The 17417-nt window shown below is 43.0% G+C and carries 15 protein-coding genes; 4 read left to right on the top strand and 11 right to left on the bottom strand.

The features are described 5' to 3' along the window. Positions 1–86: 86 nt before the first annotated feature. The 4 genes from QZY09_RS14000 (at position 87) to QZY09_RS13985 (ending at position 2294) form a co-directional block, all read left to right on the top strand. Entirely contained in the window at positions 87–335 is a 249-nt protein-coding gene (locus QZY09_RS14000) for a DUF6364 family protein (protein WP_295673329.1), read from the top strand. Further along, a complete protein-coding gene (locus tag QZY09_RS13995; RefSeq protein ID WP_295673327.1) occupies positions 332–745 on the top strand; it encodes a PIN domain-containing protein in 414 nt (137 codons plus the stop codon). The genes QZY09_RS14000 and QZY09_RS13995 overlap by 4 nt, the downstream gene beginning before the upstream one ends. A gap of 132 nt (positions 746–877) precedes the next feature. Further along, positions 878–1093, top strand: coding sequence for a DUF2892 domain-containing protein (locus QZY09_RS13990; protein WP_295673325.1), 216 nt, complete (start codon positions 878–880; stop codon positions 1091–1093). A 202-nt stretch (positions 1094–1295) separates the two neighbouring features. Next, on the top strand, positions 1296–2294 hold the full coding sequence (locus tag QZY09_RS13985; protein ID WP_295673324.1) for an ABC transporter ATP-binding protein: 999 nt from the start codon (positions 1296–1298) through the stop codon (positions 2292–2294). Positions 2295–2354: 60 nt separating this feature from the next. Here QZY09_RS13985 and QZY09_RS13980 read toward each other — a convergent pair whose 3' ends face one another. From QZY09_RS13980 to QZY09_RS13930, 11 genes are all read right to left on the bottom strand, one after another. Next, the gene (locus tag QZY09_RS13980; RefSeq protein WP_295673322.1) at positions 2355–4325 is read right to left on the bottom strand and encodes a DUF3857 domain-containing protein; all 1971 of its coding nucleotides are present in this window, start codon (positions 4323–4325) and stop codon (positions 2355–2357) included. A 4-nt stretch (positions 4326–4329) separates the two neighbouring features. After that, positions 4330–4584, bottom strand: a complete 255-nt coding sequence (locus QZY09_RS13975; RefSeq protein WP_295673321.1) for a hypothetical protein — start codon at positions 4582–4584, stop codon at positions 4330–4332. Positions 4585–4628: 44 nt separating this feature from the next. Beyond that, positions 4629–6257 carry a DUF3857 domain-containing protein gene (locus QZY09_RS13970; RefSeq protein ID WP_295673320.1) on the bottom strand — a complete coding sequence of 543 codons (1629 nt, stop codon included), beginning with the start codon at positions 6255–6257 and terminating at the stop codon, positions 4629–4631. Continuing rightward, positions 6247–9543 (bottom strand): hypothetical protein, encoded by a 3297-nt coding sequence (locus QZY09_RS13965; RefSeq protein WP_295673319.1) that lies wholly within the window; start codon positions 9541–9543, stop codon positions 6247–6249. The genes QZY09_RS13970 and QZY09_RS13965 overlap by 11 nt, the downstream gene beginning before the upstream one ends. A gap of 166 nt (positions 9544–9709) precedes the next feature. Further along, positions 9710–10783 (bottom strand): acyltransferase family protein, encoded by a 1074-nt coding sequence (locus QZY09_RS13960; protein WP_295673318.1) that lies wholly within the window; start codon positions 10781–10783, stop codon positions 9710–9712. A gap of 73 nt (positions 10784–10856) precedes the next feature. Further along, a complete protein-coding gene (locus QZY09_RS13955; protein ID WP_295673317.1) occupies positions 10857–11930 on the bottom strand; it encodes an acyltransferase family protein in 1074 nt (357 codons plus the stop codon). Between the two features lie 84 nt (positions 11931–12014). Beyond that, positions 12015–12326 (bottom strand): hypothetical protein, encoded by a 312-nt coding sequence (locus QZY09_RS13950; protein ID WP_295673316.1) that lies wholly within the window; start codon positions 12324–12326, stop codon positions 12015–12017. A 128-nt stretch (positions 12327–12454) separates the two neighbouring features. Further along, positions 12455–13225 (bottom strand): exodeoxyribonuclease III, encoded by a 771-nt coding sequence (xth, locus tag QZY09_RS13945; protein ID WP_295673314.1) that lies wholly within the window; start codon positions 13223–13225, stop codon positions 12455–12457. A 242-nt stretch (positions 13226–13467) separates the two neighbouring features. Beyond that, a complete protein-coding gene (locus QZY09_RS13940; RefSeq protein WP_295673311.1) occupies positions 13468–14316 on the bottom strand; it encodes an NAD(P)-dependent oxidoreductase in 849 nt (282 codons plus the stop codon). A 50-nt stretch (positions 14317–14366) separates the two neighbouring features. Next, positions 14367–16010 (bottom strand): amidase, encoded by a 1644-nt coding sequence (locus QZY09_RS13935; protein ID WP_295673309.1) that lies wholly within the window; start codon positions 16008–16010, stop codon positions 14367–14369. 78 nt (positions 16011–16088) lie between these two features. Next, the gene (locus tag QZY09_RS13930) at positions 16089–17114 is read right to left on the bottom strand and encodes a proline iminopeptidase-family hydrolase (RefSeq protein WP_295673308.1); all 1026 of its coding nucleotides are present in this window, start codon (positions 17112–17114) and stop codon (positions 16089–16091) included. Positions 17115–17417 lie beyond the last annotated feature (303 nt).

Raw genomic sequence — 17417 nt, 5'->3', positions numbered from 1 at the left:
TTAGCTGCACAATTTTTCTTACCTGATCATACATCTGCTTTCAATTTTTTTTATAAATACGTATCTTTGCTTAAAATACACGTATAATGACAACGAAGTTAACCTTAACAGTAGAAGAGGACGTGATCAGGAAAGCGAAATCGTACGCGAAACAAACGGGAAGAAGTTTATCGGAATTAATTGAAACCTATTTGGAGACGCTGACGGAAGAACATCAGGGGACGGGAGTGCAAATCTCGCCAAAGCTTAAAAAACTGGCCGGGTCGATCAAATTGCCAGCAAATTTCGATGAAAAAAAAGAACTGGATGCCTATTTTGAAAATAAGCATTTATGAAAAAAGTATTTGTTGACACCAACATCCTCATCGACCTGCTTGCTGACCGGCCACCTTTTAGCAAATTCGCGATACAGTTGTTTGATTTGGCGGAAAAAAAGAAAGTAAAGCTTTTTACTTCTTCACATGCTTACGCAACCACCCATTATTTGCTAAAAAAGCATGTGCCCGAAAAAACGCTGAGAGAGCTGCTTTATTCATTATTGGATTATATCGATCTGATCGGGATTGATGGTGATGTTATAAAAAAAGGTCTTTTGTCCAATTATAAAGATTTTGAAGACGCAATTCAAATTATAGCTGCAAGGTCAGTAGCCAATTTAGATTTCATTGTTACCAGGAATTTAAAGGATTTTAAAGATGCTGGTATACCTGTGCATCCTCCCGATGAAGTGTTTGGATATTTATAGATTATCCGTTCGATTTATTTTGAAACAATGTTTGATTAGACTGGTACGTTTATAATATGGTCTGTGTAACAAATGTTCCGAAAAGATGGGTGATAAATGAAGATCTTTAGCATTAACAATAAATCACACATCATGAAAAAGAACATGGGGTCGGCCGACCGTATTTTAAGGATCCTGGTTGCATTAGCCATCATCGCCATTTATTTCACTACCGACTGGCTCAGCGGCACGCTGGCGATTATTTTACTGGTACTTTCAGGTATTTTTATCCTCACCAGTTTTATTAGTTTTTGCCCGCTTTACCTGCCATTCGGGATCAATACCTGTGCGCCTAAGCATAACGACTAAAGTTTTTTGCGTTAGTAGTTTAAAATATTTTTTTCTTCTTTATCGCTCACGAAAGAACGGACTGACGTGACCTGCAACGTCCGCGTGTGTTAATTGTGCGCGTTTATTGCTGGCCTGGCCATACCATCCTATAGTTGGCTGCTAAATAATTTCTGCAAAAAAAGCAGTCTGCCTAATACCTTGTTCGTGTATCTTTACCGCGATGTCAGATACACCATTTTTACAGGCCATTTCTGTTGCCAAAACCTACCCGGGTTCACAAACCTCGGGGTTAAAAACAACGGATCTTACTATAACCCAGGGTAAGATCACCGCTATTATTGGGGAAAGCGGCAGCGGCAAAAGTACCCTGTTAAAACTGTTGTATGGTTTGCTGTCGCCGGATAGCGGCGAGGTGCGGTTTAAAGGCGAGCGTGTTTGGGGGCCAAATGAAAAGTTGATCCCCGGCCACGATGCGATGAAAATGGTTGCCCAGCAAACCGATGACCTGAACCTTTATGCCAAAGTTTGGGATAATATAGCCATAATGCTGCCCAGTACCGACCTGAAAGCCAAAACGGAAAAAACGGAAAATATGCTTAAACAGCTACGCCTCACCCGCTTGGCCGATAAGCAGGTGGCTAGTTTAAGCGGTGGCGAAAAACAGCGTTTGGCAATTGCCCGGGCCATTATTGTAAACCCCGAAATATTGTTGCTTGACGAACCTTTTAACCAGGTGGATACGTCCTTCAGGGAAGGGCTGCAGCACGATATCAGGCAAATTGTTAAGGATACGGGTTTAACGGTCATTATTGTTTCCCACGATCCTGCCGAGGTGCTTTCCATGGCAGATGAATTGCTGGTACTGAAGGATGGCGAAATATTGGAAACAGGAAATCCCAAAACTATGTACCAAAACCCGGCAAACCTTTATACCGCCCGGCTGCTTACCAATTGTACGGTTTTAACCCGTGATGAAGCCAAAACCTGCGGCCTAAAAACTAAAGCAGAGCATGTGGTGATCTACCCCGAGTGGATAGAAACCGTTAAAACCTGGGCCAATAATGATTGGGAAATAAAACAGGTACTTTTTAAGGGTTGCTACGAGGACCTGCTGCTGGAGCATAAAGGCATCACCATCCGCGTATTGAATGACCAGTTTGGCAAATATACTGAAGGCGCGAAGATCAACCTGAAGCTAAATAAGTGGCTGGAGTATTAGGCAAGTTAATTTTGTTACTGGTAGCCTATTTCCTTCCTCTTTATAAAAAATAGGTCATGCTTACCCCTTTTTCTCCAGCACCAGCACCACTTTATTAAAATCTGATGAAGCGTTGATGATCTTCCTGAACTGTTCAAACTGGTTCATTGGGTATAGTGTGCGACGGTATTGCTCCATGATATGGACGGAGAGCACATTGCCTTTGATCACATAATCGGTAACAAAACCCATAGTCAATTCGCCATTTTCCTTATAGGTTTGGTTGATCTTTAAATCGTCGGGATTGCTTATGGTATACCCTTTTGGGATTATGAAATCTATTTTTCTTTCTTCAACGTGTGCAAAATCCATGTCTATAGGTTCCTGCCTTGGCTTTTCCTGGTACATTTCAACCTGCGGGCCTATGGCCATGCCTATTTTTAAAAGCAGTTTATTACCGGCGCTTTCAATCAATTCGCCCGATTTGGTTACGGTGTGTAAAACCAGGGGTATATTTGTTCCGGAGCTTTCAAAATCCTGGTTTAATATTTCCGAAGAAATTATATGTTCGGAGCTTGAAACGGATTTTGCCAGTTCTTTAACGATCTTTCCTTTTTGTTCATCATTCGAAAAATTAAAAGCATCCCGCAAATTTACCGCGGCATAGCCGGCATAAGTCTGCCTGGCATCAATGGTAAGTGAGTCGGCACTTGTGTTGAGCTCTAATCTGGTGTCGATGTTTTCAAATGTTTTCGTGTAATCTTCCAGCGGAATGTCTTTTATTTCGGCAATAGCCGTTGAAAAACTCCCCAGCGAGGTGCTTTTGCAAAAAAGGCCGTTGGTATTGCCCCAGGCAGGGAAAATAAATGGATACCGGTAATCGGCCCGCGTAGGCGCCAGGAATTTATTTTCAGCGGGGAAATAAAATAACGGATTTTCGCAGTTGTTCCAGTTTTCAAAGTCCTTGTCAACAATATAGTTGTTCCGGTTGCCGGTTAGCACAAACTGAAATTTTATATCCAAAGCCTTAAATATCAAACTGTATAAACGCAGTGTGCCTATGGTGCCGCCTGTTTTATTTTGCAGTACGGTTTCCAGTTTGTTGCCGTCTTCGCTGTTTAGTTCTTCATTATAGGCGAAATTCTTTTTTACGTAGTTTTCAACGGCAGCTATTTTTGTTATTTCATCAGCAAGCTTGTCCCAACCCTTACCACTCACCAGTTCGGCAATTTTGCTCACTTCTTTGTCAGTATACAGCGTATAAATACCAAATACTCTTTTGGCCAGCTCATTCCACGTAAAAAGGCGTTCACCGTTACGGGCAGCATCGTTATAGGATAATTTAAATTCAACACGCATCAAATTGGCATCGTATGAAGCATATTTTTCCTCTTCAACGCCGCTTGTTGCTTTAAGTTTTACCTGTGTAAACCGCTTATCATTGATCACCGTATCTGATGCAAGTTCGGTAAAGTTATAAGGCCTGATCTCAAACTTTAAACGTTTTGGCCCGATGATCTGAAATTTGGATTCAAGCACAGGAAATATCGACTGCAACACTTCCCGTCCAAAAAAAGTGGCGGGTTTTTTATAAGTATAAAAATATTCAATCTCACAACCCTTTTCCAAACCCTCCATCGCGAAGATCTTGTATACATTGCCATCCTGCTCTTTCAGGTCCTTGATATTGCTTTGGTCCAGCTCAATGATCTTTCCGCCTGGGAGCAGCGTACGTGCCCTGATATCCACAATGTCGGATTTCTCGCTGATGCCCAGGTAAATTTTATTAAAATCTTCTATACCCCTGTCGTCATTGATATGAATGATCTTATGGATGGTATAATATTCGGCTATTTCCTCCTTTGCCTGGTCGGCAAATTCCACGCGCCGGCTGTCATAAATAATCACTGCCGACTCCTTACTATATTTATTATCCAGCGTACTGATCTGCGGCCTGGCAGACCACGTTTCTTTTTCAATATCCGGTGCCTGGCCAAATAAATACTGACCGGTCAATAAAACTAATATCAGGGGAAGAAATTGTTTTTTCATTTATTCAATTTTTTGTAAGGCTAAGTGTTTCTTTATATAACGGGAAAAGGTTTTGCAGTACTTTGTTCCATGCTTCAAATTCATCGCTGTTAAGTGTCAGGTCGTCGTTGTCAAATTCCTGCTTCAGGATCACCCAATTTCCTTTTTGTTCGTACTTAAGGTCAAACCCCCAAACAGCATTATGGTACGATTTTCCCTGGGGCAGGTAACTAACCACGTAGCCATCAGGTACTTTAAGCATGGTAACGTACTTTCTCACCGACTTAAAACTGCTTTCAACCGGCACTTTTCTTTTAGGGTAATCTATTTCTTCGTGCTCAAAAATTTGAAAAGGTTAAGGTTCAAATAATAGTCTTTCCCTAATTTTTTTGCATAATCGGGCAGGGTAAATTCGCCTGTTAATGAAATTTCGTCCCAAACCGGCTTCCTCTCTACACTAAAAGTATCTAACTGAAACTTATTGGAGCCCCGGCTAAACTCGTTTTTCATGTCTTCCTTTATGTTTCTGCTGTTCCAATACAGCAGTTTTCCGTACATATCCATAGCGGGGTAACCGCGTAATGACTTTTTTATTTTACCTTTAATACCAGTTGGCGATAGCTCCAGCCAGGTAGTATCGGCAACTAAATTCTTACTTTTATCCATCACGGGTACCTGCAGGATCTTGTACTCTTTATCATTTATAGCGATCATGGCCTCTTTATCCTGTATACCTGCCGGTGTTAAACCAAATACGCAGGTGGGGTCGGTACCATCCAGGAAGATGTATTTTCCATCCAGGTTAATAGTACAGATCATGTGGTTGCTCACGATCGGTAATGGTACCTGGCTGAATTTATAAGGCAGGTCGCGGGTGCCGATCCATGTAAAATACGCTGTTACGCCTGCGGCATTGTTCATTTCGGTTAAAATACTTGCCATATCCTTGCAATCACCAAAGCGCCTGCTGGATACCAGGCTTGCTTCACGCGGAACAAAGCCGCCCATGCCGTCTTCAAAAGCCACGTACTTAATATTTTGCTGTACCCAGCGGTAAATTTTCCTTGCCTTATCATCCGGCCGCGTTAAACCGGTAGTTAATGAATCAACAATATGTTTCAGCTCAGGGCTGATACTTTGATTTACCGATTTGATATAGCTGTAATTGAGCTGGTACAGGTCATCAGCATTGGATAAATAGGGCACAAGGTTGCCCTTGTCATCCTTATAATTGGCGATATAAAACACAATATGCGGCGAATACCATGCAAAGCCCGGCGCGTCAGGATACCTTTTATCTGCGGGACAGTTTTTATAGAGGAAAGTATAAATATTGTTATGGCGCTTACTTTCTACACTAACCGATACATTGCTGGTATCCTGCCCTATGAGATGGTATTTTAAGGAAATGTCTTTTGAAACCGTAATTTTCAGCTCGCTGTTTACCACCGGCATATAATCCGTAAAATAAAAAGGGGAGAGCAGGTGTGGGTCAGTATTATTCCACGAAACCTGCAGGTTGCCGATCGCGCCAGGTTCTATCGCCGGAAAGTTGAAGGTCGTTTCTTTAACGTCGTCGTAAAAAACAAAACTTTCTTTATCGGTTCCGGTTTTAAACTCGCTTACTTTCAGCTTTTTATTATCTGGCGTTAGCGTATAGGCATCGTACGATACCAGTTGCTGAAAATCACTATGCGAGAAACCATATTTACCCATAAAGGCGGTGGCTGTGCCCAGCAAATATTCTATTTGTTGCTGTTCGTGGCTTTCAACATTGGGCCGCCCGTTTTTCAGGTCGATATTATATTCCAGCGTTCTGTTTAACATCACCGCTTTTTCGTCGGGGAATTGCTTTCGTATCGTTTCAAAACTTTGTGCACTTAAAACATTTGAAACCGCCGCCAGGCCTATAAATGCTGAAAAAAATATTGTGAGGGGTTTTTTATTTTTCATTTTTTGAAGATATAAGTGTACCGTCCCGGTAGATCATCGTTTTCACTAGTTTGCCGTTTTCATAATACTTTGCCGGGCCATCACTCATCCCTACGTCAAAAGTTTTTTCAATTTTCAATGCGCCATTTTCATCAAAGTCGCTGCAAACGCCATCGGCGTTGTCAATGATATACCGGTATACAGATTTTGGTTTCCCATTCTTGTAATATTCCCTGTAAACACCATTTGACAGCCCGTACGAGGCGGTGTCTGATGACAACAGCTGGCCATTATTGTAATATACCAGTTCAATCCCGTTCTTCTTCCCGTCATTATAGGTACAATCCCTTGATGGTTTACCATTCGGATAATAGGATTTCATCACCCCATTTACACTGGAGATCGGGATCGGCGCAAGTAGTTTACCATCCTTATCCAGGTACGAATAGGCCTTTGCCCTGTCGCCCTCAAAATAAACCTCGTACGCCAGCGTGCCATCAGGGTCGAAGCGCTGTTCGGCGCCTTCAAGCAGGTCATCTTTATAAACGGAAACAATATACTTGCTTCCATTGGGTAAATAGTATGTTTTTGCGCCATTCAGTGCATCATTTTCATACTGCAAAGTGCTGGTTAATTTGCCATCGTCGTTATATTCACGCCATACACCGGTTTTGCTGCCGTTTTTATACATGCCTTCCGATTTTTTTAGCCCCCCGTAAATATAACTCACGAAAGAACTGTCACGAACGCCTTTTTTATAAAAATAACTACTTTCTAAACTACCGTCGAAATAATACGTTTTATATGGACCTTCAAATTCGCCGTTTACATAACAGCCCTGTTCCATTGTTTTTCCGCCAGGATAAACCAGCGTATATTTACCGGATGATTTTGGAAGGGAATCAACAGCCATAACGTTCCCCGCATCATCAAATTGTGTTAATTTTTCAAGCCAGCCGGTTTTATATTTTTCCTCGGTATATTTTTTTCCATCAGGATGAAACAGCTCTTTGTAGCCATCCAGGTCGCCATCCAGGTAATACGACTTTGTGGTTATCCGTCCTGCTTCATCGTAAAACTGCCATTCTCCCTGCCATTCACCGTCAGCAAACCACCCTGAAGTTTCTGGCCGGCCGTTTAAATAATAACCCGTGTACAGGCCATTTTCTTTACCGTCTGTCATGTTTACTTCAGTTTTTATCGTCCCGTTTAAGTAATAGGATACGGCGATGCCATTTTCTTTCCCGCTTTTATAATAAGTTACTGCCGCAATCTTACCCGAAGGATAAAACGTCGTATCGGGGCCGTCCAGGTCGCCCTTTTTATTGTAATATAAATGCGCCTTTTTATGGCCATCAGGCGTGTAGGTAATGATATTAAATATATCGTCGATCTTTTCGGCGGCGCTTAGCTGAACGCCTGATTTGTCGAAGTATTTGGCTGACTTAACGATCCCGTTATCATAAATGTATTTTCCAAAAACTTTCCCGTCTTTATCAATCAGGTCCGATTCGCCATTCTCTTTGCCTTTTTTGCTTTGATAGCTGGCTGATAATTGTCCTCCCTCGTAATACTCTTCATGATTACCATCCTCCAGGCCGTTTACATAATTGCGTTTTTCCTGCAATTTTCCTTTGTCATAATAATATTTCCATTCACCGTCAGCGTTGTCCTTTATGTTTTGCCCCTCGGTAGCAATTGTCCCGTTTTCATGGTATGCTTTATATATACCTTCTGCTTTGCCATTGCTGTATTGTTCAACTTCTTTAAGTGCGCCGCTTTTAAAATAGGCCTTTGAAGTGCCGTTTTGCACCCCGTTTGAATAGGTATCTGTTGATTCGAGGTTGCCGTTGGAAAAATATTTTTTCACTTCGCCGTCCTTCTTCCCGGCTTTGTACCTGGTAACAGACCGGGTGTAGCCGCCATAATAATAAGTGGTAACCAGGCCGTCTGGGTCCCCGTGGGTGTAGTTTTCTATAGAGGAGGGGTTGCCGTTTTCAAAATAATACTCCTGTACGCCTTCCAGCTTTCCGTTGCTGGAAGTTTCCTTCGCTTTCAATTTTCCTGATCGGAAATAGATCAGCCAGGTGCCATCACGTTCGCCCCTGGCATCAAAAATACCCTTGCTTTTTATGGTGCCCTGTGGGTAGTAAAACTCCCAGTAGCCGTTCAGCATTTTTCCGTTATTTACCAATAAGCCTTTTCCAAATAGCAAACCGTTTTCATAATAGTACCGGCGGCTAACCGTATCCCTGTCTTTTTTCTTCAAAACCCGTGTTGCACGTATGTTGTTGAAATAATCCGCAGCATCATTTGTAAAAGCCTCCAGCGTTTTTTTGTTCTTTTTGGTGTAATCCTGTATTACCTGAAGTTTTACGTTCGAAAAAATTTCGTAAATAAAGGGTTCAAACTTTCCCTCATTAAACACCTTTTTATAATAAGGGAGGTAATACTGGATCCAGAAATCTCCATCGTCATCCTTAAATTCCAACTTTTCAAACATGGCCTGTATTTGCCTGCAGATAGGGTCATCAAGTGACGAAACCGGTTTATAAGCATTGTCAAGCGCTATTTTCGACAGCAAGATATCCTCCGCCTCCTGGTAATTTTCAGATTGGCTGATCGTCCGTTTGTTTTTAAGCTGAAGGATCTCATCGGTGCCCTTTGAAATCTGGTTGAGCAAATTAACTGATTTCTGCCAGAACCGGCCCTCGGGGTTCACCAGCAGGTAGCCGGTTAAACTTAAAAAAGCGGGTATGATCTTGCCCTGCTTTAAAGCCGCCACGCCCAACTGGAAATGGGCGCTGTACATATAGGGGTTTATAACCAGCGATTGCTGAAACAAGTGTTCAGCTTCCTCCAATTTATTTAAGCCAAGCATAACCACCCCTTTGTTATAATAAAACAGGGAGTAAACAGGATACCGGGCAAGCGCCGCATCAAAAATCTTTAAAGCTTTTTCAGGCTGGCCCATTTCGTTCAGGGTGTTGCCATAGGTGTTATAAAGTTCAGCTTCATATTCGCGCTGTTCTTTCAGCGCCAACCCTTCTTCACAATATTTAATAGCCTGGCTGTATTGACTGTCGGCTTCACAAGTGAGCGCCTTCTCATAAACCGACCAAACATAATTGGTATCACTCCGGTTTACTTTATTAAGTTCGATAAGTGCACTTTTATATTGCCCCGAATCATATAGCGCTGCGCCGCGTTTGATTGTTTCGCCTGAGTTGATCTGTTCGATCTTTTGCCCGGAGGCCGTTTCAGAAATTGTAATGTAAAATAGTAAAAAGTAAACGAGGTATTTCATGCTGTTGATAAAAGCTTAATGGCAACTGTGAAATTAAAAGTTTTTTCCAATAAATAAAACGCCATGCCCATTTTACTTTTAATATTCTGGTGATTTTTTTTGACTAACAACAGACCGCCCCCGCAAATTTGATATCCGATAGTTTGGGCATAAAAAATTGCATTATTTAGCCGATAAGCCATTTGCTTTTAGGAATAAATGACAATATTTTAATAAGTAAAAAAGTAATGGCGAATGTACTTATGGCGATAACCGGCAATTTAGTCGCCGCGCTGCTGAGGCGGCCATCCCAAAACGCATGTACCACATTTAAAACCATAATATGAGCCAGGTAAATGCCATAGCTTTTTGCAGAAATGTCAACTACCAGCTTTAAAATACCCGAACCGGTATTTTTTATTTGAATGTTTTTCACCATCAGGAACACCCCGGCCGTCATCATTGCTATATTAATGGTTTCGAAACTCCAGGTAAGTTCCAGGGTGTTCACAAATTTTTCGGTCGGAAGCCGCATTGAAAATCCAATGGCCGTGATGCCGTATCCCACAACAAGGAGCGTAATACCTGCAAAATAGTTCCATCGTGCCGGCTCCATATGGAACCTTTTAATGTAATTGGCCAGCACCACGTAACCCATAAAGCCCGAGAAATAGTAGAGCATCGGTGTATGGTTCCAGAATGCCTCACCCCAAATTTCAGGAAATATCAAATGAATATAAGGGATACAAAAAGCAATGCCCCAAAGCATCAGGTAAAACTCCATGCTTTTGCGGCTGGCGGTTTGTATCCAGGGGGATAGCACAGGAGCAAAAAGGTAGATCCCCAACAGCATGTAAACAAACCAAAGGTGCCCGATCTCTACGCCGTAATTTACCGGGATATGTGCGATATTGGTAAGTGTTGCATTTAAAGGTGCATCGCCCCTCAAGTAAAAGTACAGGGCGTATAATATACACCACAAAATAAAAGGGATGGCTACCCGGCTGAATCGCTTCTTAAAAAAAACAGAGGTGTCCTTTACAGGAAAAAGAAAAAATCCCGAGATCATCACGAATAACGGCACACAGATGCGGCATAGCGAATTATACCAGCAAACCCAATTGGCATCTATGGTATTTAGTACGTTACCCCTGTCGCCGATATAGTAAAACTCGCCGGTGTGTATCTGGATCACCATGTAACAGGCAATCACCCTCAAAATATCCAGCCCATAGTTGCGGGTAACAGTTGTATCGGTCATTTCGTTAAATTATTAGAGTTGATCAATTTAAAGAAATTTGGAATAAGATGGTTATAATTTTAAAGCAGTGATATTAGCCTGTTATCCATTTGCTGTAGGGAAGATATGACAGGGCTTTGATGATAAAATAGGTAATGATAAAGGCGCATATCCCTATGATCGGAATTTTTACGACACAATGGCTTAAACGGCCGGCCAACGCCGAGTGCACTGCATTTAAAACAATAATATGGGCAAGGTAAATGCCATAGCTTTTTGCAGCCATGTCGCCCAATAATTTTACAGGAAATGAATTTGTGTTTTTGAAGTGGGTATTTTTAAAGAGGAGGAACATCCCTGCCGCTATCATGGCGATGTTTATGGTATCAAAGCTCCAGGAAAGGATAAGGTTTTTCACTAATTTTTCGGTATCCAGGCGTTGTAAAAAAACCAGGGTTGTAACCAGGTAACCAATAAGAATCAGCGCGACCCCGACAACATAATGCCAGCGCCGCGAATCCATATGGAAGCGTTTGATATAATTGGCCAGTATAACATAGCCCAAAAAGCCCGAGAAATAGTATAGCATTGGCGTATGGTTCCAGAAAGCTTCGCCCCAGATCTCAAGGAAGATTAAATGGAGGTACGGAATGGTGAGGGAGATCGTCCATAAAATAAGGTATAACTCCATGCTTTTGCGGCTGGCGGTTTGTACCCATGGCGAAATAACAGGTGCAAACAGGTAAATACCGATAAGCATATAAACAAACCAAAGGTGCCCAACCTTTGCCCCATAGTTCACCGGGATCTGGATGACATTGGTAATGGACGCGTTTAAGGTAGTATATCCCCTTAAGTATGCATAAAGCGCATAGAAAATGCACCATAAAATAAATGGAATAGCCACCCTGCTCAACCGTTTTTTAAAAAATGACGGTGCGTCTTTTACCGGGAAAAGGAAAAAGCCGGAAAGCATCACGAACATCGGCACTGATGAAATACACAATGAATTGAACCAGCCCCCAAGGTGGGCGTCAGCCGTATTTAAAACTGTTTCGCCATTGCCGATATAATAAAATTCACCGGCATGTGCCTGGATGACCATATAACAGGACAAAACCCTTAAAATATCCAGGCCATAATTGCGTGCGGGTACGATTGCAGTCATTTAGATTTATGAACTGCAAGTTATTAAAATTTCTAAAAAATCAAACCTTCAAAAAATCGCGCACCCCTTTGCCCGATGCGGCATTTAATATTTATTTCCGTCTAACTCGGTAATTTCTTTAAGGTATTTAAGCGATGAGTCCAGTTCTTTTACTGACATACTTAGACATTGCAGCATAGAACCTACATATTCCATGTCCGTATTTTTTTCCTGCATCAACCGCAGTATACATTTTATCCTGAAAAGCGGATCGCGGATAAAATTCGACTGGATCCAGGAAAGATCTTTCATTTTTTGGTTCAGGCAGCTAATTGAGTTGATATACTCCATTTTTTCCATTTGCCAAAACGAAGTATTGTTCGTTGTGGATTTGCTGATGTTTGATGATTCTTGCATTGTATATCGTTTATCCTGGCTATAGCTAAATAGGTGCCATATTAACAATGGTCTGATAATTAGCAAATTGCGTCAATCCAGTTGCAATAAAATCTCATTTTTAGAATTTTGATTCCGGAATATGGAATTTAAGCCAGCTCGATCCATACCGGCGCATGGTCGCTGCTCTTTTCCCAGCCTCTTACATCCCGGTTAACTCCTGCTCCTGTAAGGTGTTCGGCCAGGTCAGGGGTTAATAAAAAGTGATCGATCCTTAAGCCGGCATCACGGCCATAAGCATTCCTGAAATAATCCCAAAAGGTATAGATCTTATCATTGGGGTAAAGTTTCCGCACGGCATCCGTCCAGCCCAGGTCAACCAACTTTTTAAAGGCAGCGCGGGTCTCGGGGCGGAACAGGGCATCATCTACCCATTTTTCGGGCTTATAAACGTCCATCTCAGTGGGCATCACATTATAGTCGCCGGTCAATACCGCTGGTTTACCTGCTGCCAGCAAATCGGCAGCATGTAGGGTAAGCCTTTCAAACCAGCGCAGCTTATAATCGAATTTGGGGCCGGGAGCCGGGTTGCCATTGGGTAAATACAGGCAGCCAATAGTGATTCCATTTACCAATGCTTCAATATAGCGGCTGTGTTCATCCTCCGGATCGCCCGGGAGCGCACGTCTCACTTCGGTAATATCCGCATTTCGCGCCAGTATAGCTACCCCGTTCCAGCTTTTTTGGCCATGCCATAGTGCGTTATAACCGGCATCCGCCAAAGCCTTTTCGGGGAAGTTGTCCTGCGGCGCCTTCAGTTCCTGCAGGCACACCACATCAGGCGCGGTGTCATTAAGCCAGCGCAGCACCACCGGAAGCCTGGCATTTATACTATTTACGTTATAGGTGGCTATTTTCATATCATCAGCAACTTGTAGTGGCTAATATAGGTATTTTACCTAAAGCTAAAATCATATCGGGAAAAGTCATTGGGTCATCAGGTCATTAAGTCATTGACTGGGTTTGTAGAACGCGCAAAGGGGGCATTAGTATAACAGGCGTCTTTTTATAAAAATATAAATGCACCTGATTCGTGAGAGTATTCTACAAAAAAAGCCTCCGGCGAATCACCGGAGGCTGTGGAGTTATTCAAAAAATATCGTTAAATATGGGGGCTGGTAAACACGGTCCAATCATTATTGCCATGTCCTTTTTCAATCCATTTATCCATTTCAGCAGCAATAGCCGGGATCACCAGCAGATCTGTACCGCCTTCGTTTGCTGCTGACATCATCAGCCCTGCATCCTTGCGGGCCATACTTAATTCCCACGATGGGTCATCAAAACCGCCGGCCATTATTCTTTTTAGTCGCGCAACCGTCATGGCGCCTGGGTTCCAGTTGTCAAACAGGGCCAGTATATCGTCGCCCGTGATGCCCTGCGCCTTACCCAGCGCAAGGGTATCTGACAGTGCGCCGGTGAGCGCTATTAAAAACAGGTTGCCTATCAGTTTCATGCCAGCCGCTTTGCCTTCCGCATCACCCAGGTTAAGCAGTTTGCCCGTCATTCTGGAAAGTTCAGGTTCCATTTTTGTGATCACTGTTTGATCACCCGAAACCAGCATGGTACCGGTGCTTGCCAGCGCGTTTGGCGGACCCATAAACACAGGCGCATGCAGATATGTAAAGCCGCGTTCGTTCCATGCTTTGGTACGCGCAACTGCGCCTTTGGCTGATGTAGTGGTATGGTCGATAATATAAGCACCCGTATTTAAGCCGGGAGCTGCCTGTTCCAGCACCTGGTCAACAGCCGTGTCATCTTTAACACAAATGTGGACGACGTCCGCCCCTTTAACCGCATCAGCAGCACTGTCAAATGCTTTTGCGCCAAATGCTTCCAATGCTTTTGCACGGCTGGTGGTACGGTTCCAAACTTGTACCTGTTCGCCTTTGCTGATCATCGCCTTAACAAAATTTGAGCCTAAAAGGCCCATACCCAAAAATGCTTTCATAGAATTTATTTGTTTCGATAAAATTACTCAATCACGCTTGATAAACCACTTTATTTAAACATTGCCGGGTGTTTTAAATTATACCCTGTATATTCCTGGTAAGCTTTGGCAAAGGCCAGCAGTTTTGCTTCACTAAAATGTTTGCCAATAAAACTGATACTAGCAGGCATGTTGTTTTTGAGCAGGCCGTTGGGCAAAGTGACAGAAGGGTTGCCGGTAAGGTTAGTAATAGCCAGTTGGTCGCCGGTTTCGGGCGGAGTAATGATGACATCATACTTATCCAAAAAAGGATCCATTTGTGTCATCACCTGGTAACGGTAGCGGCAGGCATTCAGGTATTCCACTGCTGGCACAAAACGCGACGTGCGGAAGGTGTTTGGCCAGCGATCTTTGCCCTGCTGTACCATCAGGTCATCCTGGTTGGTGCGGGTAAGTTCATCAAATGCAGCGGCAGACTCCACACCGATAATTAACGAAAGCGTTTCATCGCCGTGCAAATTGTCCGGGAAATTGATCCCGGTTACAGTCGCGCCCATTTTTTTCAGCGTGGCCAATGTTTGTTTTTCGGTACTATTTTCCGGCAGGGTGTCAATATAGTTTTTTACATAGGCGATCTTTAATTTTTTAATATCGACGGAGCCTGTATAGTTAAAAGCAAAATCAATAGCAGATGCGTCCTTTTTATCGGTACCATGAATGTAATTAAATACAATGGCATCTTCTTCAGCCGAGCGGCAGATAGGGCCAACTTTGTCCGATGTCCAGCAAAGCGCCATAGCTCCGGTGCGGGCAATACTGCCGTAGGTGGGCCTTAAACCGGTAACCCCGCAGCGCATCGCCGGGTCAACAATTGAGCCATAAGTTTCGGTACCGATTGCAAATGGCACCAGGCCAGCAGCGGTAGCGGACGATGAGCCGGCAGATGAACCGCCGGATCCTTTACTGATATCCCATGGATTGCGTGTTAAGCCTCCAAACCACACATCGTCTTCGGCCAGTTCGCCAAGGGAAAGTTTTGCAACCAGCACCGCGCCCGCGGCCTGCAGCTTTTGGGCCACGAAGCATGTTTCATCAATAATTTGATCTTTATAAGGCGGTGTTCCCCAGGTGGTGTGGGTGCCTTTCACCGCAAACAAGTCTTTTATACCATAAGGGATGCCATGCAGCGGGCCATGGTAAATACCTTTGGCAAGGTCAGCATCAGCCTTTTTCGCCTGGGCAATGGCGATCGTATCCGTCAGTTCGATAACACAATGCAGCGCCGGGCCATATTTTCTCAACCGGTCCAGGTAAAAGCGGGTAAGCTTTTCTGAGCTGATCTTTTTATTTTTAATTAAGGAAGCCAGTTGCGGAATGCTGTAAAAAGCAAGATCGTTGCTATTTTTAGGCAACTCAACATTCGCCGGGATATTAAAATGAACCGGCAATTGCTTTTTGGGCACTGCCAAACCGGGCAGGTCGACATTAAAAGCCAATGGCAGCGGGACATCATTTTTAAAATTCTGGCTGTGCAGGAAGGCATAGGTCTTGATGTTCTTCGACAGGATGTCGGTCATCGAATCGCGTTTTGCATCAGTAAAATTAAGGTCGAGCATTTTTTCAGACGACTGTATAGATGCCCTGGTAACGTTTTGCGCCATTAGCTTGCCTGTCAGCATTAAAACACTAAGTGTTGTAATAATCGTTTTTCGCATGGTATATCGTTAATTTCTTGTTTTGAACGTGTTAAAAATAGCAAACTGAAAGTGTGCCGGTAGGTATATAGTGTTATTTTATTTTTTGTCTGGTGTAAATTTATTCCCGTCAACATCCTTCAAAAACTGCACAAGGTTTGTGAAGTAATTCTGCTGGTCGTCATACATGCTCATATGGCTCCCGTTGGGGCATAGGTAAGTGCGGCTGTTGGGGATAAGTTTGCCTTCCCTGCGCATATCCGCAGGGTTCATTTCGTCATTCATGCCGCCAATCACCAGGGTAGGTACGGTAATTTTAGGCAGGCTGTCCCACATTTCCCAATTCTTAAAATTGCCGGTTACATGAAATTCGTCGACTCCCTGCATCTGGATATAGATCGGGTCGTTAGCTTTTTTAAAGGCACGCATCAAAGGCTCGGGCCATTGGTCAACCGGTAGCTGGCAAATTACATGGGTGTATAATTTGTTCATCAGCAATTCCTGGAATTGTGGTGCATCATATTTACCAGCTTTGTAAAGCGAATCGTACAGCTTTTTCTCCGCCGGAGTAAAAAATTTATCTTTTAAAGTAGCTGTATATCCTACGTAACTTTTTATCCCCGCTGTCATGTTCGAAAGTATGGCGGCCTTTACATGGTTTTGGTATTTTTGTAAATACTCCATCGCCAGCATACTGCCCCATGAATGGCCCAGTAAATAAAAGTCTTCCAAACCAAGTCCTTTCCTCACCTGTTCCACTTCCGCTACATAGCGTGGGATATTCCAAAGCGTAGTATCCGCCGGCCTGTCTGAATTTCCACAACCCAGTTGGTCATAGTAATAGATCTCCATACCTTCTTTTGGTAAAAAATCCTCGAAGCATTCAAAGTAATCGTGCGAAAAGCCAGGCCCGCCATGCAGCAATAATACTTTGATCCTGCCATCGCCCACCTTTTTAGTCCAAACGCGATATTTTCCATCAACCAATATCATTTTTGCCCCGCCGGTTTTTATCACGTAAGCGGTGTCCTTTGTACCGGCAGCAGTAGTGGCCGCATTATTTGAAGGATGATTGCAGGAGCAAATGATTAAGATAAGCAGACTGAACAGGATTGCTGGTTTCATTTTACAAATTGTTAAAGGTAAATTCCGGAATTTAAACGCATCTTTTTTGCAGTTGCGGTTTTTATAAATGCCCAGGTAATATTACTAAAAAGTTCACAAAAAATCAGGCATACAAGTTAGCGTAATAGCTGGTTTTAAGTTGTTTTAAGCATTCTAGAGAATAAAGGGTAGATTCAACTCACCAATGCAACAATATTGTCTAAGTTAGTGTAAAAAACATGTTTGGGATTGTTGTATAGCAGTTTTTTTCTTGGTCTACTATTGATTTTGTGTTGTATGTCTTTGATTTCCTGTTCATTATAT

It is taken from the genome of uncultured Mucilaginibacter sp. (assembly GCF_903913935.1).
GTDB lineage: Bacteria > Bacteroidota > Bacteroidia > Sphingobacteriales > Sphingobacteriaceae > Mucilaginibacter.
This window is presented reverse-complemented; position numbering and strand designations above follow the sequence as displayed.